Raw genomic sequence first — 20,653 nt, 5'->3', positions numbered from 1 at the left:
GCGTGACCACAAATCCCTTCGACGACGAGAACGGCACGTTCTACGTCCTGGTGAACGACGAGGAGCAGTACTCCCTCTGGCCGTCATTCGCGAACGTCCCGGACGGCTGGCGGATCGACCTGGGCCCGGAGGACCGGCCGAAGTGCCTTGCCCACATCGAGGAGAACTGGACCGATCTACGGCCCAAGAGCCTGCGCCACGCCATGGGCGAGTAGGGGCCTGCGCCCGTGCGGAACGAGAAAACAGGAGGGGTGGAAATGGCACAGCTTGCCGACCGCTGGGGAGTGAACCCGGCGTTCTTCTGGATGTGGGGTCGTCAACCGGAGCAGCCCGTCACGGTGGATGAGAACGGGGTGTTCCATGTCTACGGTCACGCCGAGATCCTGGAGGTGTACGGCGACCACCAGGTGTACTCGTCCAATATGGAGGCCCTGCTGTTCGGTGAGGCGGCCGAGGGCGAGGCCCTCAGCGAGGGGGCGTTGAGCGCGGCCGACCCGCCCAAGCACACGAAACTACGCAAGATCGTCAGCCGTGCGTTCACACCGAAGCTGGTGGCGGATCTCGAACCGCGGATCGCCGAGGTCACCAATGAGCTCCTGGACGAGGCGGCGGGGAAGGAACGCCTTGAACTGGTCGGGGACCTGGCGTATCCGATGCCGGTGATGGTGATAGCCGACATGCTCGGCGTGCCGCGCAGTGACCGTGACCTCTTCAAGCAGTGGGTGGACACCATCCTCTCCGCCGCGGGCGAAGTGAGCCTGGAGGACGCGGGCAAGGACAGCGCGGGCAGACAGCGCGAGGACGAGGATGTCGCGGCAGCCATGGGGCAAGTGCCCGAGCTGATGGAGTATCTGCGCGCGCACGCCGCCGAACGGCGCACCAAGCCGCGCGAGGATCTGCTCACCAAGCTGGTCGAGGCGGAGGTCGACGGCGAGCGTCTGAGTGATACCGCGGTGGTGAACTTCTCCAGGGAACTCCTTGTCGCGGGACACCTCACCACCAGCGCGACGATCGCCAACATGCTGCTGTGCCTGGATGCTTACCCGGAGCAGTTCGCCCGGGTCCGGGCGAACCCGGGCCTCATCCCGGGGGCCGCTGAGGAAACCCTGCGGTTCCTCGGTCCGCTCGCGGCCTCCGCCCGCGGGACGGTCGCGGACACCGAGCTGGCCGGCGTCAAGATACCGAAGAAGAGCCTCGTACGGCTCTGGCTGGGCGCCGGCAGCCGGGACGAGCGGGTATTCGACCGTCCCGACGAGTTCGATCCAGGCCGCGACCCCAACCCGCACCTGGGGTTCGGCCGCGGAATCCACTTCTGCATCGGCGCGCCACTCGCCCGCCTCGAAAGCAGCGTCTGCGTGCGGATGCTCCTGGACCGGTATCCCAAGTTGCGGGCGGCCCCGGACGAGCGGCCGGAATTCCTGGGGCTGGACGACCTGCTGGCAGTGTCGAAACTCGAGATGCTCACCGACTGACCGCCGCTGGAGCAGCGTGCGAACCATGGATGAGTGTGCTCCGAAGGAGGAAAGCGCCATGCGCGTCCTGTTCGTAGTTTTTCCCTGGCGAACCCACTTGCAGCACATGGTGCCCCTGGGCTGGGCACTGCAGGCGGCGGGGCACGACGTCCGCGTCGCGAGCGGCCCGGAACTGACGGACGCCATCACCGCCTCGGGTCTGCCGGCCGTACCCGTCGGCTCCGACGAGCCCGTTTTCGAGAGGGTCGCACGTGAGCAGGGGGAGGTGTACCAGAAGCTCGTCGAAGCCCACGGCGAGCAGAACGACATCCTCGTCGACGTGTGCGAGGACCGCGAGGAGATGCTCACCTGGGAGCGCCTGCGGTGGGGGAGCCGGTTCCTGGCCGCCACCTCCCGGGCCTCCAACGAGGCGATGGTCGAGGAGCTGGTGGAGTACTGCCGCTGGTGGAAGCCGGACCTGGTGCTCTGGGACTGGCTGAGCCACGCGGGTGCCATCGCGGCCACGGCGGCCGGAGTGCCGCACGGGCGCATGCGCACCGAGTTGGCCGTTGAGGACCGGGCCCGGCGGCATTTTCTGCGGGTGCGGGAGGAGCAGGTGCCCGAGGATCGTGAGGATCCGCTGGGGGACTGGCTGGGGGAGTGGGCGGAGAAGTTCGGTGGCGTGTTCTCCGAGGAGATGGTGACCGGTCAGTTCGTGATCGAGCAGATGGTCGGTTCGATGCGGCTGGAGTCGGAGTCGTCACCTCTTCCGCTGCGGTACGTTCCGTACAACGGGCCGTCCGTCGTGCCGCATTGGGCCCGGCGCGAGCCGGTCAAGCGGCGCGTCCTGGCCACCTTCGGACTGAGTCTGGCAACGGATCCGGCGACGGCCGCCTCCTCCCTGGAGCAGTTGCAGGGGATGCTGGACGCGCTGGCCGATCTGGATATCGAGCTGGTGCTGACGCTGCCCGAGCGGTTCCAGCGGGAGCTGGAGAGGGTTCCCGGCAATACCAGGCTGGTGGAGTTCGTTCCGCTGCACGCGGTCGTTCCGTCGTGCGCGGCCGTGATCCACCACGGTGGCGTGCCCGGGTTCCTTGAGGCGATCGCCCATGGGGTGCCACAGCTGGTGATCGGCCGCGCCATGACGGACATCGGGGAGCGCGGACCGCGGTTGGAGCGGTCCGGGGCCGGTCTGTGGATCCCGGGCGACACGCCGGAGGACCTGGACGGGGCGCGGGTGCGGGAACAGCTGGTGCGGCTGCTGGAGGAGCCGTCGTTCCGGGAGGCTGCCGGGCGGCTCGGTGAGGAGCTGGCCGCGCAGCCGTCGCCCGCGGAGATGGCCTGGGAACTGGAGCGGATCGTGGACCGCTACCGATCCTGACCCGCTGTCGGCTGCGGCACGCCCAGGGGTCCCGCCGGAGCGAGCAGCTCCGGGCCGAGGGCCTGGGCACTGCCGCAGCCGATCTGTGTCAGCGCCAGGTCGAGTTCGGCGAGCAGGCACCGCAGGACGTGCCGCACGCCGAGACGTCCACCGAGCGCCAGTCCGTACAGATAGGGCCTGCCGAGAAGGACGGCATCCGCGCCGAGGGCCAGTGCCTTGGCGACGTCAGTGCCGGTGCGGACACCGGAGTCCATCAGCACAGGGATGGTGCTGCCGACCGCGGCGCGCACCGCGGGCAGGCAGTCGAGGGCAGCCACCGAGCCGTCCAGCTGGCGTCCTCCGTGATTGGAGACGATCACACCGTCCGCCCCGTTGGCCACTGCGAGGAGTGCGTCGTCGGGGTGCAGGACCCCCTTGACGAGAAGGGGAAGCCCGGTCCACTCGCGCAGCCGGTTCAGCCGGTCCCAGGTCAGCGACGGGTTGCCGCTGACCTGTGCCCAGTGCCTGACGATCGTCTCGGGGCCGGCATCCGGCGGCAGCGCCGCCCGGAACACGGGATCACTCGTGTAGTTGGCGAGCCCGGTGCCGCGTACGAGCGGAAGGTAGCCGTGATCGAGGTCCGCGGGCCGATAGCCGACGGCGGGATTGTCGACGGTGAGGACCAGTGCCGTGTATCCGCTCGCCTCGGCCCGCCGGACCATGGACACGGCCAGTTCGTCGTCCGAGGGCCAGTACAGCTGGAACCAGCGGGGCCCCGGCCCGGCGGCCGCGGCGACCTCTTCGAGGCTGTGCGAGGAGTAGCTGGAGAGGGTGAACGGCAGCCCGGCGTCGGCCGCGCCCCGGACGGTGGCGATCTCACCCTCGCGGTGCACGGCGGTCTGCGCGGAGATCGGTGCCAACAGGACCGGTGCGGGGAGGGTTTGGCCGAGGAGGTCCAGCGTCAGGTCGCGTCGCGTGAAGCCGCGGAGGGCCCGAGGCAGGAGGCGCCACCGGTCGAACGCGTCCCGGTTGGCGCGTCCCGTGGCTCCGGTTCCGGAGCCGCCGGCCACAAAGCCGAACACCGAGGGCGGGAGGACCGCGCGGGCCGCGTCCTCCAACGCCGTGAGATCGGTGGTGAGTTGGCCTTCGCGGCCGTCGGGGCCCGCCAGATATATCTCTCGGACCAGGTCGGACGGGCTCTGCGGTCCGGCCGGGGCGGCGCTTCGGGTGTGCTGGGTCATGGTGTCGGGGTTCCGTTCCCGTTCTCGGTGGTGGTCTGTCCCTCGGACGGCGGCTCCTGGCCGATGAGGTCGGCCAGGAGCCGCGGGGTCGGCCAGTCGAAGGCGAAGGTGGCCGGAAGGCGGAGCCCTATGGTGGCCATCAGCCGGTTGCGGAGCTCCACCGCTCCCAGCGAGTCCATACCGGCGTGGTCGAATGCGACATCCGGGTCGATCGCGTCGGCGGAGGCGTGGCCGAGCACCGCGGCGACCTCGGTGAGGAGCCGCTCCAGCACCGTGTCGCCGCTTTCCTCGGGCGGGGTGTCCTGGTGGTCGCGCGGCAGCGTGGGCGAAGGCGGATACTCCCCTCCCCCCGGCTTCCCGGCGTCGGCGGGCAGGAGGGACTCCAGGAGCCGCGGGAGGGCGCCGCCGCGGTGCTGCGCGGCCAGGGCGTCGCGATCCCAGCGTCCCGCCACGGCCACCGGCCGATCCCCGTGAACCGCCGCGTCGAGGAAGCGCAGGCCCTGTTCGACGGGTATCAGCAGGACGCCGGCTCGGGCCATGCGGTTGATCTGGGCGTCTGTGAGGGTGCTGCCCATGCCGCCCGACACGTCCCACTGGCCCCACACGATGGCCACCCCGGGCTCGCCGGCGGCGTGCCGCTGCTCCATCAGGCCCTCCAGGAACGCGTTCGCGGCGGCATAGGCACCCTGCCCCGCCGAGTTGAGCGTGCTGGCGACCGAGGAGTAGACGACGAACGCGGACAGGCCCAGGCAGGCGGTCAGTTCGTGCAGATGGACCGCCGCGTCGACCTTGGGGCGCAGCGACCGTTCGAGGTCGTCGGCCGTCAGTTCGGTCAGCAGACCGCCTTCGAGGAAACCCGCGGCATGGACGACACCGCCGATGCGGACGCCGTCGCCCGCAAGCTCGTCGAGCACGCCGGCCAGTGCCGCGCGGTCGGCGGCGTCGCAGGCCACCGTGCGGACCCGGGCACCGAGATCCCGCAGGTCCGCGATGACGCGCTCCGCGTCGGCGCCGGGGGCACCACGCCCCATCAGGATCAGCTGCCGCACACCGTGGTGCTCCACCAGATGCCGGGCAGTGATCCGGCCGAGCCACCCGAGACCGCCGGTGATCAGCACCGCTCTCGCGGGGTCCCAGGAACCCCCGGGGACCGGAGCGTCGGCGCCGCTGCCGAGGGTCGGCCGATACGCGGTCCCGCCGCGCAGCGCGAGCTGGGTCTCGCCGGTGGCCAGCGCGGCGGTGAACGCCTCGCGGGAGGCGGCGGTGCCGTCCTCGTCGAGCAGGACGAACCGGCCCGGGTGCTCGGCCTGCGCGGACCGGATCAGTCCCCACACGGCGCGGTGGGCGGGCCTGGTGTCGGGGTCCCGCCCGTCCTCCACGGCAACGGCGCCCCGGGTGACCAGCACCAGCCGGGTGTCCGCCAACCGCTCGTCGCCCAGGAAGCCTTGGGCCGCGTTCAGCGCCTCCAGCAGGGTCTCCCGGACGGCCGTCGGGGTCCTGGCCGTGTCGATCCGGCACGGCAGCACGGTCGTTCGCGGGACTGCTCCACCTCCGGTGAGCGCCTCGGCGAGGTCTGCCCACGGCTTGTCCCACGGCTCGTCCGCCGCGGCGCCGGCAGGCTCGGAAACCGGTGTCCACTCCGGCACCAAGAGGCCGTCGGCTTCCTGAGCGCCGGAGGGACCGGCGCCCGCGGCCGGGATCGGCCGCAGGACGAGGGAGCCGATCGAGGCCAGCGGCGTGCCGTCGAGGTCGGTGAGATCGGCCGAGACCGCGTCGGGGCCCACGGGTGTGAGGTGGACCCGTACCCGGTCCGCGGCGGTGGCCCCGATCCGCACGTCCCGCCAGATGTGCGGGAGCATGCCGGGACCCGCGGCACCTTCGGCGGCGAGCGGGTGCAGGGCGGCGTCGAGGAGCGCGGGGTGCAGGGCGTGTGTGCCGGGCCGGACTCCGTCGGGGAGGGCCACATCGGCGACGGTCTGCGGGCCGGAGCTCCACACCGCGTTGACGCCGCGGAACGCCGGTCCGTAGGCCAACTCCCGTTCCGCAAGGGCACGGTAGAGCTCGTGTGGCGGCATGTCGAGCGGCGCGGCCTCCTCGGGGAGGCTCCGCCGCGGCGCGGTGCCGGGCTCCGGGCCGCGCCGGGCGACGGTGCCGTGGGCGTACCGGGTCCAGGCCGGTTCCTCGGCGCTGCCCGCCCGGCGGGCGTGCACGGTGACGGCGCTCCTGCCGTCGGAGTCGGCAGCCGCGAGGAAGATCCGCAGGTCGAACTCCGCGCCGTCCGGCACGGCCAGGGGCTCCTCGTGGACGAGTTCCTCGATTGTGTCGCAGCCCGTCACGCGGGCGGCGCCCACCACCGCGTCGAGCAGGGCGGTGCCGGGCAGCAGCGTCCTGCCGGCGACCCGGTAGTCGGCCAGCCAGGGGAGCGTGGCGTGCGAGATCCGTCCGCTGAACATGACCCCGTCCGGCGCCGGTACCTCCGTGGCGGCGGCCAGGATCGGGTGGTCGAGGCCGGTGATCCCGGCCGATCGGGCAGCGGTGCGTTGCGGCGCGTCGATCCAGTAGCGGCTCCGCTGGAAGGCATAGGTCGGCAGCGGGATCCGACGGGCGCCGCGATCTGCGAATACGGCGGCCCAGTCGACGTCGGCGCCGACCGAGTGCAGCCGGGCGAGCGCGGTCACCAGCGTGGTGGCCTCCGGCTGCCGGCGGCGCTGCGAGGCGATCGCCGTCGGTGCGGCCCGGCCGACGAAGCAGTCGGCGGCCCTATCGGTGAGTTCACCCGACGGGCCGACCTCCACCAGCCGGTTGCAACCCAGGTCACTCAGGGAGCGCACGCCGTCCTCGAAGCGGAACGTCTCCACCGCCTGGCGGGCCCAGTGGTCGGGGTCGGCGAACTCGCTCTCCCTCATCGCCTGTCCGGTGAGGCCCGAAACCACGGTGAGTTCCGGCTCACGGAAGCTCAGGTTCTTGACGGCCGTGTCCCAGCCCTCGGGAAGTTCCTCTGTCAACCGGCCGTGAGCCACTGCCAGTTCGGCCGCGTCGGCGAGGGAAAGCACACCGGCGGCATGAACGGCGGCGACCGCGCCGACGGAGTGGCCGATGACGGCCTCGGGCACGACTCCGCAGGACTCGAGCAGGCGGAACAGGGCGACTTCGTAGGCGAAGAGCGCGGGCTGGGAGTATTCCGAGCGGTCGAGCAGCGCGGTCTCGGACCCGAAGAGAAGCGCGCGCAGGGGCCGGTCCAGGTGGGCGTCGAGCTCGCGGCACACGGCGTCGAAAGCGGAGGCGAAGGCCGGGAAGGTCCGGTACAGCTCCCGGCCCGTGTCGGGCCGCTGCAGGCCGTGCCCGGCGAACAGGAGGGCGGTGCGCCCCTCGGCGGCCCGGCCGCGCACCGCCGCGGCCGCGTCCGGGTCCTGAGCCAGGGCGTGCAGGCCGTCGAGCAGGCCGCCTCGCTCGCCGGGAAGCAGGACCGCGCGGTGCGCGAGGTGGCTGCGGGTGGTGGCAAGGGAGAAGCCGAGGTCGAGAAGGTCCGCGGGGGCAGTCGGCGCCGTGGTCAGCGAGTCGAGGACCCGTCGGGCCTGTGCCCGCAGCGCGGCCGGACTGTGCCCGGACAGGAGGACGGGGACGACGGGCAGCGGTGCCGCGTCCCTGTCGGTGGTGGTGGTGGTGGTGTTGGTGGTGGGTGGTGTGGGTGGTTGTTCGAGGATGAGGTGGGCGTTGGTGCCGCTGAGGCCGAAGGAGGAGATGGCGGCTCGGCGGGGGCGGTGGTGGTTGGGCCAGGGTTGGGTGTGGGTGAGGAGTGTGAGTCCTCCTTGGGTCCAGTTGATGCGGGGTGTGGGTTGGTGGGTGTGGAGGGTTTTGGGGAGTTGGGCGTGGTGGATGGCCATGGTCATTTTGATGATGCCGGCGACTCCGGCTGCTGCTTGGGTGTGGCCGATGTTGGATTTGATGGTTCCGAGGTGGAGGGGGTGTTGGGGGTTGCGGTTGGTGCCGTAGGTGTTGAGGAGGGCGTGGGCTTCGATGGGGTCGCCGAGGGGGGTGCCGGTGCCGTGGGCTTCGATGGTGTCGATGTCGTGGGGGGTGAGGTTGGCGTCGGTGAGTGCGGCGTGGATGACGTTTTGTTGGGAGGGGCCGTTGGGTGCGGTGAGGCTGCTGGTGGCGCCGTCGTGGTTGAGGGCTGTTCCTCGGATGACGGCGAGGACGGGGTGGTTGTGGTGGTGGGCGTCGGTGAGGCGTTCGAGGAGGAGCATTCCGACGCCTTCGGACCAGGCGGTGCCGTCGGCGGTGGCGGAGAAGGGTTTGCAGCGGCCGTCGGGGGCCAGGCCGTGCTGACGGCTGAACTCCACGAACGCCACTGGTGTCGCCATGGTCGTGGCACCTCCCGCCAGGGCCAGGGAGCATTCACCCCGGCGCAGTGCCTGGGCGGCCAGGTGGACGGCGACCAGCGAGGAGGAGCAGGCCGTGTCCACGGTCATGGCAGGACCTTCGAACCCGAAGCTGTGGGAGATGCGCCCGGAGGCGAAGCCACTCGCGCTGCCGAGGGCCATATAGCCCTCGTACTCGACCGGTGACGGCAGGACACGGTAGCCGTAGTCGTCGTACATGGTGCCGACGAAAACGCCCGTGCGGCTGCCGTGCAGTGCCGCCGGGGCGAGTCCCGCGTTCTCGAACGCCTCCCACGAGGTTTCCAGCAGCAGTCGATGCTGCGGGTCCATCGCATGCGCCTCGCGCGGCGAGATATGGAAGAACTCGGCATCGAAGTCCGCGGCGTCGTCGAGGAATCCGCCCTCCTTGACGTACGACGTCCCCGGCCGTTCCGAGTCCGGGTCGTACAGCGAGGACAGGTCCCAGCCGCGGTCCTCGGGGAACGGCCCGATCGCGTCGCGCTCATCCGTCACCAGCTGCCACAGGTCCTGCGGGGACCTGACCCCGCCGGGGTAGCGGCAGGCCATCCCGACGATGGCGATCGGGCCGGAATCGGGCTTCGCGCTCGCGGCTGTGGCACGAAGGCGCTCGTTGTCCTTCAGGGCCGCCCTCAGTGCGTCGACCAGCTCGTCATGGGATGCCGTCATCGGGACTCTCCGTCGATCTCTGTCGGGGTGCGTTCACTGCGGTCCGTCCCCAAGGCCAGGCGGACCAGCTCCTCGGCGCTCATCGTGTCCAGTGCGGTGTCCCCGGACGGCGGTTCAAGGCCGTCGGGCTCCGCCGGACCGTGTGCCTCGCCGTGCTCGGCGGCGAGTTCCGCGATCAGGCGGTCCGTGAAGGCGGCGGGGCTGCTGTGGTCGAAGACGGCTGTGGAGGCCAGTCGAACACCCGTCACCGAGGTGATCCGGTGGTGCAGTTCGAGCGCGGTCAGCGAGTCGACGCCCAGGTCCTGGAAGCGTGCGGCGGCCGGGACCTGATCCGGCGCGGAGAGCTCGAGGACGGCGGCCACTTCGGCGCGTACCGCCTCCAGGACGAGGTGCGGCCGCGCCGTACGGGGTGCGTCCGCCAGTCGGCGGCGCAGCGCGGTGGCCGTGCCCCCGGCCGACGGGGCGGGCGACGAGCGGCCGGTCTCCGCGGTGGAGGGAACGAGAGCGCGCAGGAGGGGCGGGGCCGACTCCGTCGTCAGCCCACGCGTGTCGATACGGGCGGGCAGCAGGACGGGCGCGGTGTCCGCGACGGCGGTGTCGAAGAGGGCGAGGCCGTCCTCGACCGACAGCGCGGCACCTCCCTGGCGGGCCAGACGCCGCAGCTCCGTCGTGCCCAGCCCGCCGCCGATACCGTCTCCGGAGTCCCACAGCCCCCAGGCGAGTGACGTGGCCGTCAGCCCTTCGGCACGGCGCTTCAGTGCCAGTGCGTCGAGGTAGGCGTTGGCCGCCGCGTAGTTGCCCTGACCCGGCGGGCCGAGCGTGCCGGACAAGGAGGAGAACAGGATGAAGGCGGACAGGTCCATGTGCCGGGTCAGTTCGTGAAGATGGACGGCTGCGTCGGCCTTCGGCCGCAGGACGGCATCCAGGCGTTCGGGGGTGAGCCGCTGCACGACGGTGTCGTCGAGGACGCCGGCCGCGTGCACCACCGCGGTCGGCGGCTGGTCGAGGTCGTCCAGGATGGCGGCCAGGGCGGCGCGGTCCCCGGCATCACCTGCCGCGACCGTCACTCGGACGCCGGCGGTCTCGAGGTCGGCGGCGAACTCCGCCGCGCCGGGCGTGTGCAGGCCGCGTCGCCCGACGAGCACCAGCCGCCGGACTCCGTGCCGGTCCGCCAGATGACGGGCGACGAGTCGTCCCAAGGCGCCCAGGCCGCCGGTGACCAGGACACGGCTGTGTCTGTCGAACGGAGCGCGGCCGGAGGGGCTCGGCCGGTGGGGGCGCAAGCGGGGTGCGAGCAACCGGCCGGCGCGGACCGCGAGTTGGGGTTCCTCCGAGGCGGCGGCCCGGAGAAGGCCGCGGACGGATTGCGGGGCGCCGTCGCTGTCGATCAGCGTGAATCGCCCGGGGTGTTCCGACTGCGCGGCGCGGACCAGGCCCCACACCGCGGCGTGTGCCGGGTCCGCACGGGTGTCGCCGGGCGCGGCCACCGCGTCCCGGGTGATCAGGGCGATCCTGCCGGCGGCCGACCGACTGTCGGACAGCCACCGCTGGAGGAGACCGAGGACTTCCCGGGCGGCGGCCCCGGTGGTCTCGGCCGGCTCGGGACCGCCGGGCGGGGCTGTCGGAGCGAACACGAGGACGACCTCGGGAACCGCGGCGCCGTCGTCGACGGAGCGGAGCAGCCCGTCGAGGTCGGTGTGGACGCGTGACGCTGTTCCGGCCGCCCCCACAAGGTCGGCCATCTCCTTGGCGCCCGGGCCCACCGCGGCCCACGTGCCACTCAGGGCCGGTGTGCCGGGAGCGAGTTCGGTCCAGTCCAGGGCGAGCAGCGCGGAGCCGTTCTCCGGTGAACGGGCGGGTGGCTTCAGCTCGCGCAGGACGAGTGTGTCCGCACTGAGTACCGGGGCACCCGTGTCGTCGGCGACGAGCAGGGAGCAGGTGTCGTCCGCATGACGCCGTAGACGGACGCGGAGCGGGCCATTGCTGGGCCTGTGGAGAGTCAAGCCGCGCCATGCGAAGGGTACGAGGAGCCGGGACTCGTCCCTGTCGGCGGCGGCCAGCGCGTGCAGGGCCGAGTCCAGGGCGGCGGGATGCAGCCGGAAGCCGTCACGGCTCGCCTTCGCACGCGGCGCCACCACCGCATAGAGATCGGTACCGTCGCGCCAGAGTTCGCGCAATCCCCGGAAGGTGTAGCCGTAGGCGTACCCGCGCTCCGCAAGGTGGTCGTACAGGTCGTCGATCGGTACCGGTGAGGCTCCGCGCGGCGGCCATGACGGGAGTCCGGCCACCTCCGCGGGGCCCGCGGCCGACAGCGTCCCGGTGGCGTGCCGGGTCCACGCGGCACCGCGGGTGTCCGCCGGACGGGAGTAGACCGCGAGCGAACGGTTGCCGTCCTCGTCGGGAGCGCCGACGATCAGCTGTATGTCGGTGGGCCGGGCGACCGGCAGGACCTGTTCCAGGGTGAGTTCGGCCACCCGCTCCGCACCGGCCCGGTGCGCGGCACTCAGCGCGAGCTCCGCGATGCCCGCGGCGGGCAGCACCGCGGTCCCGGCGACGGCGTGGTCGGCCAGCCACGGCATGTCCTCCGCGTCGAGACGGCCCGTGAGCACCAGCCCTCGTCCGTCGGCCGGTTCCACACCCTCGTCGAGTACGGGATGGGACCGGCCGGTGGCATCGCCCGCGGCCGGTGTGCTCAGCCAGTAGTGCTGACGCTGGAAGGGATAGGTGGGCAGCGGGACCCGGCGGCCGCCCGGGAAGGACTGTCCCGGATCCAGGCGGGCGCCGTTCAGGGCGAGTCGCGCGAGGGCGGTGGTGACGGTGCCGACGGGGTCATGGCCGCGGCGCAGCAAGGGGGTCACGATGCCCGGGGAGTCGGGCTCCTGGCCGCGGCGCGCCAGGATGGCCAGGACACCTTGGCCCATCTCGAGGTACTCGGTGACACCTCGGGATTCGAGGAAGCGCACGCCGTCGTGGAAGCGGACGGTGCCGCGCAGTTGGCGCACCCAGTAGTCCGGGTCCGCCAGCATCGCCCCGGTGGCGGGGCGACCGGTGAGATTGGAGACGACCTGTATGCGGGGTTCGGAGTAGGTCAACCGGGCGGCGACGTCCCGGAAGTCCGCCAGCACGCCGTCCATGTGGGGGGAGTGGAAGGCATGACTGACCTTCAGCTCGGTGGTTCTGCGGCCACTGGAGCGCCATGCCTGCGAGAGTTCCGCGGCGGCTTCGGCGTCGCCCGTGACGACCACGTCCCTCGGCCCGTTGACGGCGGCGAGATCCAGCCGGCCGGAGTAGGGGGCGAGAGCCTGGCGGATCTCCTCCTCGGTCGCTTCGACGGCCACCATGCGGCCGCCCGCCGGGGCGCTCTGCATCAGGCGGCCCCGGTGGGCGACGAGGGTGCAGGCGTCCGCCAGATCGAGGACACCCGCCACATGGGCGGCCGCTATCTCGCCGATGGAGTGGCCGAGCAGCAGGTCGGGGGCGGCCCCGTGGTGTTCCAGGAGCCGGAAGAGCGCGACTTCGAGGGCGAAGAGGGCGGGTTGGGTGTAGGCGGTCTGGTCGAGCAGAGCGGCTTCGGGGGTGCCGGGCTCGGCGAACAGGATGTCCTTGAGGGCGTGGTCGAGGTGGGGGTCGAGATGGGCGCAGGCCGCATCGAGGGCGTGGGCGAAGGCGGGGAAGCGGTCGTGGAGGCCGCGGCCGGACCCCGGGTGCTGGCTGCCCTGGCCGGGGAAGAGATAGGCGGTCGTGCCGGGTGCCGCGGTGCTCGTACGGGTGATGACCTGTGGTGCTGCTTCCCCCTGGGCCAGGGCTTCCAGGTCGCGCAGGGCCTCGGTGCGCCCGGTGACGAGGATGGCGGCGCGGTGGGTGTGTGTGGTGGTGCGGGTGGTGGCCAAGGAGTGGCCGATGTCGGCGATGGCCAGGTCCTGGTGGGCGGTGAGGTGGGCGTGCAGCTGAGCGGCTCGGGAGCGCAGCGCCTGTTCGGTCTGACCGGACAGCAGCCAGGGGAAGGCGGGGACCTTGTCGGTGGTGTGGGTGTTGTCGGTGGTGTTGGTGGTGGTGGGTGGTGTGGGTGGTTGTTCGAGGATGAGGTGGGCGTTGGTGCCGCTGAGGCCGAAGGAGGAGATGGCGGCTCGGCGGGGGCGGTGGTGGTTGGGCCAGGGTTGGGTGTGGGTGAGGAGTGTGAGTCCTCCTTGGGTCCAGTTGATGCGGGGTGTGGGTTGGTGGGTGTGGAGGGTTTTGGGGAGTTGGGCGTGGTGGATGGCCATGGTCATTTTGATGATGCCGGCGACTCCGGCTGCTGCTTGGGTGTGGCCGATGTTGGATTTGATGGTTCCGAGGTGGAGGGGGTGTTGGGGGTTGCGGTTGGTGCCGTAGGTGTTGAGGAGGGCGTGGGCTTCGATGGGGTCGCCGAGGGGGGTGCCGGTGCCGTGGGCTTCGATGGTGTCGATGTCGTGGGGGGTGAGGTTGGCGTCGGTGAGTGCGGCGTGGATGACGTTTTGTTGGGAGGGGCCGTTGGGTGCGGTGAGGCTGCTGGTGGCGCCGTCGTGGTTGAGGGCTGTTCCTTTGATGACGGCGAGGACGGGGTGGTTGTGGTGGTGGGCGTCGGTGAGGCGTTCGAGGAGGAGCATTCCGACGCCTTCGGACCAGGCGGTGCCGTCGGCGGTGGCGGAGAAGGGTTTGCAGCGGCCGTCGGGGGCCAGGCCGTGCTGACGGCTGAACTCCACGAAGGGCGCGGCGTTGGCCATGACGGTGGCACCGCCGGACAGGGCCAGGTCGCAGTCGCCGTTGCGCAGTGCCTGGGCGGCCAGGTGGACGGCGACCAGCGAGGAGGAGCAGGCCGTGTCGATGGTGATGGCAGGACCCACGAGACCCAGGGCGTGGGCGACGCGGCCGGACAGCACGCTCGGCAGCCTGCCGGTGATGGCGAACGCCTCCTTCTTGTGCGTCCCGTACTCGGCGTACATCAGCCCGCAGTAGGTGCCGGTTCGGGTATCGCGCAGCACGGTGGGGTCGATGCCGGCGCGCTCGATGGCCTCCCAGCAGGTTTCGAGGACCAGGCGCTGCTGGGGGTCCATCCTGATGGCTTCACGGGGGCTGATCCCGAAGAGTGAGGGGTCGAACTCGGCGGCGTCGTAAAGGAATCCGCCCTCGCGTGTACTGGAGGTGCCAGGGTGGTCGGGGTCGGGGTGGAAGAGGTTGTCGAGATCCCAACCGCGGTCGCGCGGAAACGGGCCGATGGCGTCGACGCCATCGGCGACCAGTTGCCACAGGTCCTCGGGAGAGGCCACGCCTCCGGGAAAGCGGCAGGCCATCCCGACGATCGCGACCGGTTCGCGCCGCTTGTCGCTCATCGGGTTCGGTCCGGGGACGCCGCTGGTGTCCGTGACTGACATGCCTTCCCTCATTCGGAGTCGACCAGTAGCCGTGACAGGCCGCGTATGCCCAGGCCGTCCTTCCAGACAACCGGTTCCGGGACCTCTGCGAGCCGCAGCGCCGGGAAGCGCCGCGGGAGCCGTTCGAGGACGATGCGCAGCTGGAGTCTCGCGAGTGGTGCGCCCAGACAGCGGTGCACGCCGTGCCCAAAGGTGAGAGGTGGGGAATCGCGGCGGGAGTCGAGGGACATGGCCGTCGGCTCGGCGAACATCTTCGCGTCGCGGTTGCCGTGGATCAGGGCCACCACGACGCCCTCGCCCGCCTGTACGGTGACCTCGCCCAGCCGCACCGGTTCGGTGGCGATACGGACAAAGGTCAGCGGCGTGGCAGGGGTCAACCGGATCAGCTCCTCCGTCGCGTTCCCGACGTTTTCGGGGTGTGCGAGGAGCTCGTCGTAGGCGCTGCGGTCGGCCAGCAGCGACAACAGCGCGAGGCCGATCTGGCCGGTGGTGGTCTCATAGCCCGCCATCAGCAGGGTGAGCCCCAGGGTGAGCAGCTCGTTCATGGACAGCTCGCCCTGGTGCTGCGCGATGGTCAGGTCACTGAGCAGGTCATCGCTCGGATCGCGGCGCTTGCGGTCCAGCAACTCCGTGATGTACTCGATGAGTTCGAAGCGGCGCCGGGCCTTCTCGCGAGGGCTGCTGACCTCCAGGTCGAAGAGGACGTCCACCCACCCGCGGAAGCGGGGGGTGTCCTCCTCGGGAATGCCGAGCATGGAACTGAGTACGGACAGCGGCAGCGGCCGGGCCAGGTTCTCGATCAGGTCCGCACCGTTGCCGATCTCGGCGATCGCGTCCAGTCGACGGTCGGTCAGGTCTGTCACGAAGGCGCTCATCCTGGCCATCCGACCGGTGGAGAACGCGCCGCTGACCAGGCGCCGCAGCCGGGCGTGCCGACTGCCGTCCATGCTCATCATGGAATCCGCCGCCGGCTGGGCGTCATTGAACGCCGGGGCGCCGGGCCGGAGCGCGGCGGCCCGGCTGAACCTCTTGTCCGCAAGGACCGACCGTCCCAGCGTGTAGCCGCGCACGAGCCACAACGGGTCGCCTGTGGCGGTGACGACACGCACGACATCCTCGGGACCAGGACGCAGGATGCCGGGCAGCGGACCTAACTGGTCGATCGTGGATTCGGTCATCGAGGACACCTCGTCACTGGCCGGACGGCCGGAAGCCGCGGACTCGGCGCTCCACCTCGTGCAGCAGCTCGAACGGCCGGTTGAAAGCGATGCGCACGTACTGTGCACCGCGGTCGGGGTCGGCGAACGAGGGGGCCGCAGGAACGACCACGACCCCGGTCGCGTCGAGGAGTTCGAGGGTGAAGGCGCGGCCGTCCGCGCGTCCCCCGGTGAGCGGGCCGATGTCCGCCAGCAGGAAGCACCCCCCTTCCGGGGGTGAGATCTTCATGCCCATGCCCGTAAAGATCTCCAGGGCGAAATCGCGGCGGCGGCCCATCTCCTCGGATGCCGTCCGCAGGTCGGCGGAGCCGGCCGCGAGGCCGACGGCCGCCTGAAGCGGGCCCGGAGCGCCGTTGGTGGTGAGTTCCTGCACGCGCCGCATCGCCGTGGTGCGCGTGGCATCCGCACGCAGGAAGCCGAGCCGCCACCCGCTGATCGCGTGGCTCTTGGAGAACGAACCGACCAGCACGCTGCGCTCCGCGAGGCCGGGTACCTCGGCGATCGAGGTCTGGCCCCGGCCGTCGAAGAGGAAGCCGCTGTACACCTCGTCGCAGATGACCGTCGCGTCCCATCGCTCGGCCGACTCGGCGATCAGGTCGAGCTCCTGGCGGGTCAGGACTCGGCCCGTGGGGTTGCCGGGCGAGTTCAGGAGGACGACGCGGGTACGGGAGTTGAAGGCGGATGCCAGTTCGGCGGGGTCGAACCGCCAATCGGGCGCGTACAGCGGGACATACCGGGGCACGCCGCCCGCGAAGGTGATCGCCGACTTGAACTGCTCGTAGCCGGGATCGAGGAGGACGACCTCGTCGCCGGGATCGATGAGCGCGTGCAGGGCCAGGAAGAGGGCCTCGGTGGCTCCGACGGTGACGGTCAGCTCGGTCTCCGGGTCGGTCGGCACCGGGAGGGTGGTGGCGATGTGCTCCCGCAGCCGCAGATCACCCGGGGGGAAGACGTACTGATTCTTCCCCGTACGTATCGCGTCATTGGCTGCCTCGATGATGTCGACAGCGGTCTCGGGGTATCCGGGAGTGCCGAGCGCCATATCGATTCCGCGGCGCTCGCGTGCCATGAGGAAGATTTCCCCCAAGCTATTGCCCCGCAGCGCCGCAACCCTCGTTGATATCCGCGGACTATGGTTTGTGGGACGCGTCATTTCGCTCCTCCACCTGCCCTTGTTGCCTTTCGTGAACGGGCCACGAACGTCGGATGGACCGTCTAACGCTCGGTGGCCCGAAGCCCATTCTGGGGAAGCCGCTCCATGAACTCCGCGGTTGCCTGGTGTCGGCTGCAGGCGCGTTGACTGAATGACTTCTTGACGCGCTCGCGGATCTCAGGGGGTTGCTCCTGGCTGAGTTTGAACATTCCCTCGGCGCTTGTCACGGTGACGCGGAAAGCCCCGACACCGGAAACGATACTGCGGAAGTAGTCGACCGATTCTGACTGATCCCATCCGAAACCGAAGCGGGTTTCGAAGGCCAGTGCCGTGGCTCGAACGACGTCGAGTGTCTCCTCGATCGAGTCAACCTTCTCTATCACACCGTGCACATGCACCGAAGTGAAGTTCCATGTCGGCGAGGCCGGCGTCATCTCGTACACCGCAGGCGATACGTACCCATGCGGACCGGTGAACACCAGGAGGATGGCCTCGCCGGTGCGGAGTGCGCGCCAGTGGGGATTGGCCCGGTTCAAGTGCCCGAGCAGGATGGCCCCATTCGGGCTGTCCGACCAATCGATCACCGTGTGGGGATCCGGGATAATCGGGAGGTGGGTGGCAAACGGCCCGTCGTCGCCACCGTTGGTCACGGCCAGTGCCAGCGGATTGTCGTGGATCAGATCGGTCATCCAAGAACCATCGGGTTCGCGGTATTGGCGGGGAACGAACATGCGGAAATGTCACCCCTCGAAGTCGAGTAGCCATGGCATCGGAATGGTTGGATTCCTGTCCCGTCGACAGGACAACACATGGGCAGACCGGGCTTCTTGCGTACGCCCTCAACGCTATCAACCTTGACGCGCCGCAGGTCTTCAATGCAACGTGATTAGGCAAGCATGCGGGGCCGCAGTCAAACACGAAAGACGTACGTGGAACAGCCCGTCGCAGCGTAACCACTCAGGAGATTGATTGCGTGTGAGCGGGTGGGTGCCGGAGGCTTTTGCCGAAGAGATCGCCGAGGGGGTTGAGGTTGTGTTTGCGGGCGGTGGAGAGTTACGAGCGCATCAGCAGACAGCGGTTGATGCCGTTTTCGGTGCGCCGGCCGTCGGAGATCTTTATCCGTGCCTTCACCATCCGCGGCAGGGCCTTGGCGTGCTCGGCGAACGGGGCCCGCACCGAGGCGGCCGCATCGGCGGGGAATCAGGCGCGCAAGATCGTCGTACGGCGGACGACGCCTGGTGAGGTCCACGGACAGATCAATGAACGAGCCACGCCCAGGTCACACAGAGACCTGAGCAGCCACCTCGCAGCCACGCTAGCGGAAGAAGTGTTGCCAATGGGTGTCAATTCAGCTGAGATATACGACGTCGTGGGCGTTGGTTTCGGGCCGTCCAACCTGGCGTTCGCCATCGCTCTGGAAGAGAATGGAGCCGGCTCCTCCGCGGGCCCGGTCGCCTCCGCTTTCTTCGAGCGGCAGTCCTCGTTCGGCTGGCATCGCAACATGCTGCTGCCGTTGGCGACGATGCAGGTGTCGTTCCTGAAGGATCTGGCCACCCTGCGCAATCCAGTCTCGCGGTTCGGTTTCCTCTCCTATCTTCACGCCTCCGGCCGGCTTGAAAAGTTCATCAACACCCAGACTTTCTTCCCGACCCGAGAGGAGTACCATCAATACCTTGACTGGGCTCAGGAGCCATTTGCCGACCGGGTCTCGTACGGATCGGAAGTCACGGGAATCCGACTGCCCCTGGAAGCATCTTCCGCAACTGTCCAGTACCTTCAGCTCAGGGTGCGTGACAACGAAACGGGCGACACCAGGTTCGTCGCCGCCCGCAATGTCGTGATCTCCACAGGCCTCGTCCCCCAGCTGCCGGATGGCATGGCATCCGACGAACGGATCTGGCACAGCTCAGAATTCCTGGAGAGGTTCCAGCAGACCTGCCCCGACACCCTGAAGAAGGTTGCGGTCGTAGGGGCCGGACAGAGCGGGGCAGAGATCGCCAGGTTTCTGCACGAAAGCCTTCCGGATGCTCAGATCTACGCGATTGTCCCGTCCTATGGATATTCAATTGCGGACGATACGCCGTTCGCCAACCAGGTGTTCGATTCCGCTGCGGTCGATGACTACTATTTCGGTACGGAGCGCACTCGGGAAGCCTTCTGGCGCTACCACAGGAACACGAACTATTCGGTGGTCGACGACGAAGTCATCCGGGACCTGTATCAGCGTGTGTACATGGAGGAAGTGCGCGGGGCCAAGCGCCTGCACATCCTCAACATGGCCCGGGTCACGAATGTCAAGCGGATCGGGAACGAGTCGCGCGTCTCGATGGAGTTGCTGCTCGACGGCGGTTCGCAGGAACTCGATGTGGATGCGCTCGTCTTCGCCACCGGCTACGACTCCATGGACCCGAGCGGCATACTCGGCGACCTCGACGGCTACTGCCTGCGCGACGGTGCGGGAAGGCACCGGGTCGACCGTGACTACCGGCTTGTCACCACACCGGATGTGTCGTGCGGCATCTACCTCCAGGGCGGCACCGAACATACCCACGGACTGACGTCGTCCCTCCTGTCGAATATCGCCGTGCGCGGCGGCGAGATCGCGGATTCCATCCTGGAGCGGCGGTCCGTGGACGGGTCGGCGACGCCCGGACTGACCACCCCCGCCTGATGAGGACTGGTATGGCCGCAGCACAAGGTCCCTTACGCGTTGGCGTTCTCGGCTGCGCCGACATCGCCTGGCGCCGCACTCTGCCGGCGATGGCCGCCTGCCCCGACATCGAGGTCGCCGCCGTCGCCAGCCGCGACGAGGCAAAGGCGAGGCGGTTCGCGGCGGCCTTCGGCGATCCCCGGGTACTGGGCTACGAGGAGCTTCTCGCCTCCCGCGACATCGACGCGGTCTACATACCGCTGCCGGTAATGATGCATGCCGACTGGGTCGCGAAGGCACTGCGGGCGGGCAAGCATGTGCTCGCCGAGAAGCCGCTGGCCGCGGATGCGAAGAGCGCGGACGGGCTGTTGGCGCTCGCCGAATCACGGGGCCTGGTGCTACTGGAGAACGTTGTGTTCCCGCATCACTCGCAGCACCTCCGTGTCCGGCACCTGCTCGCCGACGGAGCGGTCGGCGAGCTGAGGGACTTCACGAGTGTGTTCACGATTCCGCCGCTGCCCGACGAGAACATGCGCTACCACCCGGACATCGGCGGCGGCGCCCTGCTGGACATGGGCATCTATCCGATCCGCGCCGCCCTGCACTACCTCGGCTCCGCCCTTGAAGTGGTCCATGCCGTCCTGCGGGTTCGCGCCCGCACGGGTGCCGTGGTGTCCGGACGCATCCTCGCGTGCACGCCCGGGGGAGCGACGGCCGACCTGGTCTTCGGAATGGAGCACTCCTATCGGACCGGCTGCGCGTTCGCCGGTAGCCGAGGCCTGCTGCGGCTCGACCGGGCGTTCACACCGCCGCCGTCGTTTCAGCCGGTGCTGTACATCGAGCGGCAGGACCACCGTGAGGAGGTCACGCTCCCGATGGACGACCAGTTCGGCAACATCGTGCGGTACTTCGCGAATGCGGTGCTGACGGGATCGAAAACGCTCGATCAATCAGCGGCGAGCCGCCTCCAGGCTCGACTGATTGACGACGTGGAACAAACCGCAATACGGATCGAGGTCCCTTAGTGTGCGCCATTTCAAGCCGAGGGGGATGGTGAAGATGTCGGTGGTTTCCGCGAGCGGAACGTCAGTCGATTCCTCGCGCCGAACGCGCACCTTCGAG

The 20,653-nt window shown here is 69.8% G+C and carries 11 protein-coding genes; 5 read left to right on the top strand and 6 right to left on the bottom strand.

Annotated features, from left to right (window positions below; translation table 11 throughout):
- The first annotated feature begins 2 nt into the window (after nucleotides 1-2).
- From OHA11_RS08250 to OHA11_RS08240, 3 genes are read left to right on the top strand one after another with little or no spacing between them, the layout of a single operon-like run.
- Nucleotides 3-215, top strand: coding sequence for an MbtH family protein (locus OHA11_RS08250; protein WP_266493553.1), 213 nt, complete (start codon nucleotides 3-5; stop codon nucleotides 213-215).
- Nucleotides 216-257: 42 nt separating this feature from the next.
- Nucleotides 258-1,472 carry a cytochrome P450 gene (locus OHA11_RS08245; RefSeq protein ID WP_266493551.1) on the top strand — a complete coding sequence of 405 codons (1,215 nt, stop codon included), beginning with the start codon at nucleotides 258-260 and terminating at the stop codon, nucleotides 1,470-1,472.
- Nucleotides 1,473-1,530: 58 nt separating this feature from the next.
- Entirely contained in the window at nucleotides 1,531-2,832 is a 1,302-nt protein-coding gene (locus tag OHA11_RS08240; RefSeq protein ID WP_266493549.1) for an activator-dependent family glycosyltransferase, read from the top strand.
- Here OHA11_RS08240 and OHA11_RS08235 read toward each other — a convergent pair.
- The 6 genes from OHA11_RS08235 to OHA11_RS08210 form a co-directional block, all read right to left on the bottom strand.
- Nucleotides 2,820-4,052, bottom strand: a complete 1,233-nt coding sequence (locus OHA11_RS08235) for an alpha-hydroxy-acid oxidizing protein (protein ID WP_266493546.1) — start codon at nucleotides 4,050-4,052, stop codon at nucleotides 2,820-2,822. The genes OHA11_RS08240 and OHA11_RS08235 overlap by 13 nt on opposite strands.
- Nucleotides 4,049-9,121, bottom strand: a complete 5,073-nt coding sequence (locus OHA11_RS08230) for a type I polyketide synthase (protein WP_266493544.1) — start codon at nucleotides 9,119-9,121, stop codon at nucleotides 4,049-4,051. The genes OHA11_RS08235 and OHA11_RS08230 overlap by 4 nt, the downstream gene beginning before the upstream one ends.
- Nucleotides 9,118-14,511 (bottom strand): type I polyketide synthase, encoded by a 5,394-nt coding sequence (locus OHA11_RS08225; protein WP_266493541.1) that lies wholly within the window; start codon nucleotides 14,509-14,511, stop codon nucleotides 9,118-9,120. The genes OHA11_RS08230 and OHA11_RS08225 overlap by 4 nt, the downstream gene beginning before the upstream one ends.
- 8 nt (nucleotides 14,512-14,519) lie before the next feature.
- The gene (locus OHA11_RS08220; RefSeq protein WP_266493538.1) at nucleotides 14,520-15,689 is read right to left on the bottom strand and encodes a cytochrome P450; all 1,170 of its coding nucleotides are present in this window, start codon (nucleotides 15,687-15,689) and stop codon (nucleotides 14,520-14,522) included.
- 13 nt (nucleotides 15,690-15,702) lie between these two features.
- Nucleotides 15,703-16,797 carry a pyridoxal phosphate-dependent aminotransferase gene (locus OHA11_RS08215; RefSeq protein ID WP_266493537.1) on the bottom strand — a complete coding sequence of 365 codons (1,095 nt, stop codon included), beginning with the start codon at nucleotides 16,795-16,797 and terminating at the stop codon, nucleotides 15,703-15,705.
- A gap of 146 nt (nucleotides 16,798-16,943) precedes the next feature.
- On the bottom strand, nucleotides 16,944-17,612 hold the full coding sequence (locus OHA11_RS08210) for an FMN-binding negative transcriptional regulator (RefSeq protein WP_266493534.1): 669 nt from the start codon (nucleotides 17,610-17,612) through the stop codon (nucleotides 16,944-16,946).
- A 314-nt stretch (nucleotides 17,613-17,926) separates the two neighbouring features.
- On the opposite strand from OHA11_RS08210, the gene OHA11_RS08205 reads away from it, so the two are divergent.
- The gene (locus OHA11_RS08205) at nucleotides 17,927-19,552 is read left to right on the top strand and encodes a SidA/IucD/PvdA family monooxygenase (protein WP_323186538.1); all 1,626 of its coding nucleotides are present in this window, start codon (nucleotides 17,927-17,929) and stop codon (nucleotides 19,550-19,552) included.
- 11 nt (nucleotides 19,553-19,563) lie between these two features.
- Nucleotides 19,564-20,556 carry a Gfo/Idh/MocA family protein gene (locus tag OHA11_RS08200; protein WP_266493531.1) on the top strand — a complete coding sequence of 331 codons (993 nt, stop codon included), beginning with the start codon at nucleotides 19,564-19,566 and terminating at the stop codon, nucleotides 20,554-20,556.
- The last annotated feature ends 97 nt before the right edge of the window (nucleotides 20,557-20,653 follow it).

The organism is Streptomyces sp. NBC_00878, from assembly GCF_026341515.1.
Taxonomy (GTDB): Bacteria; Actinomycetota; Actinomycetes; order Streptomycetales; family Streptomycetaceae; genus Streptomyces.
The sequence above is the reverse complement of the archived record's forward strand: the minus strand, read 5'-3'. Positions and strand labels throughout refer to the sequence as shown.

Bases quoted from the DNA above. Each gene is read 5' to 3' on its own strand.
- OHA11_RS08235 (WP_266493546.1), bottom strand. From the start codon at position 4,052: ATGACCCAGCACACCCGAAGCGCCGCCCCGGCCGGACCGCAGAGCCCG.
- OHA11_RS08225 (WP_266493541.1), bottom strand. From the start codon at position 14,511: ATGTCAGTCACGGACACCAGCGGCGTCCCCGGACCGAACCCGATGAGC.
- OHA11_RS08240 (WP_266493549.1), top strand. From the start codon at position 1,531: ATGCGCGTCCTGTTCGTAGTTTTTCCCTGGCGAACCCACTTGCAGCAC.
- OHA11_RS08210 (WP_266493534.1), bottom strand. From the start codon at position 17,612: ATGTTCGTTCCCCGCCAATACCGCGAACCCGATGGTTCTTGGATGACC.
- OHA11_RS08200 (WP_266493531.1), top strand. From the start codon at position 19,564: ATGGCCGCAGCACAAGGTCCCTTACGCGTTGGCGTTCTCGGCTGCGCC.
- OHA11_RS08220 (WP_266493538.1), bottom strand. From the start codon at position 15,689: ATGACCGAATCCACGATCGACCAGTTAGGTCCGCTGCCCGGCATCCTG.
- OHA11_RS08215 (WP_266493537.1), bottom strand. From the start codon at position 16,797: ATGGCACGCGAGCGCCGCGGAATCGATATGGCGCTCGGCACTCCCGGA.
- OHA11_RS08230 (WP_266493544.1), bottom strand. From the start codon at position 9,121: ATGACGGCATCCCATGACGAGCTGGTCGACGCACTGAGGGCGGCCCTG.
- OHA11_RS08245 (WP_266493551.1), top strand. From the start codon at position 258: ATGGCACAGCTTGCCGACCGCTGGGGAGTGAACCCGGCGTTCTTCTGG.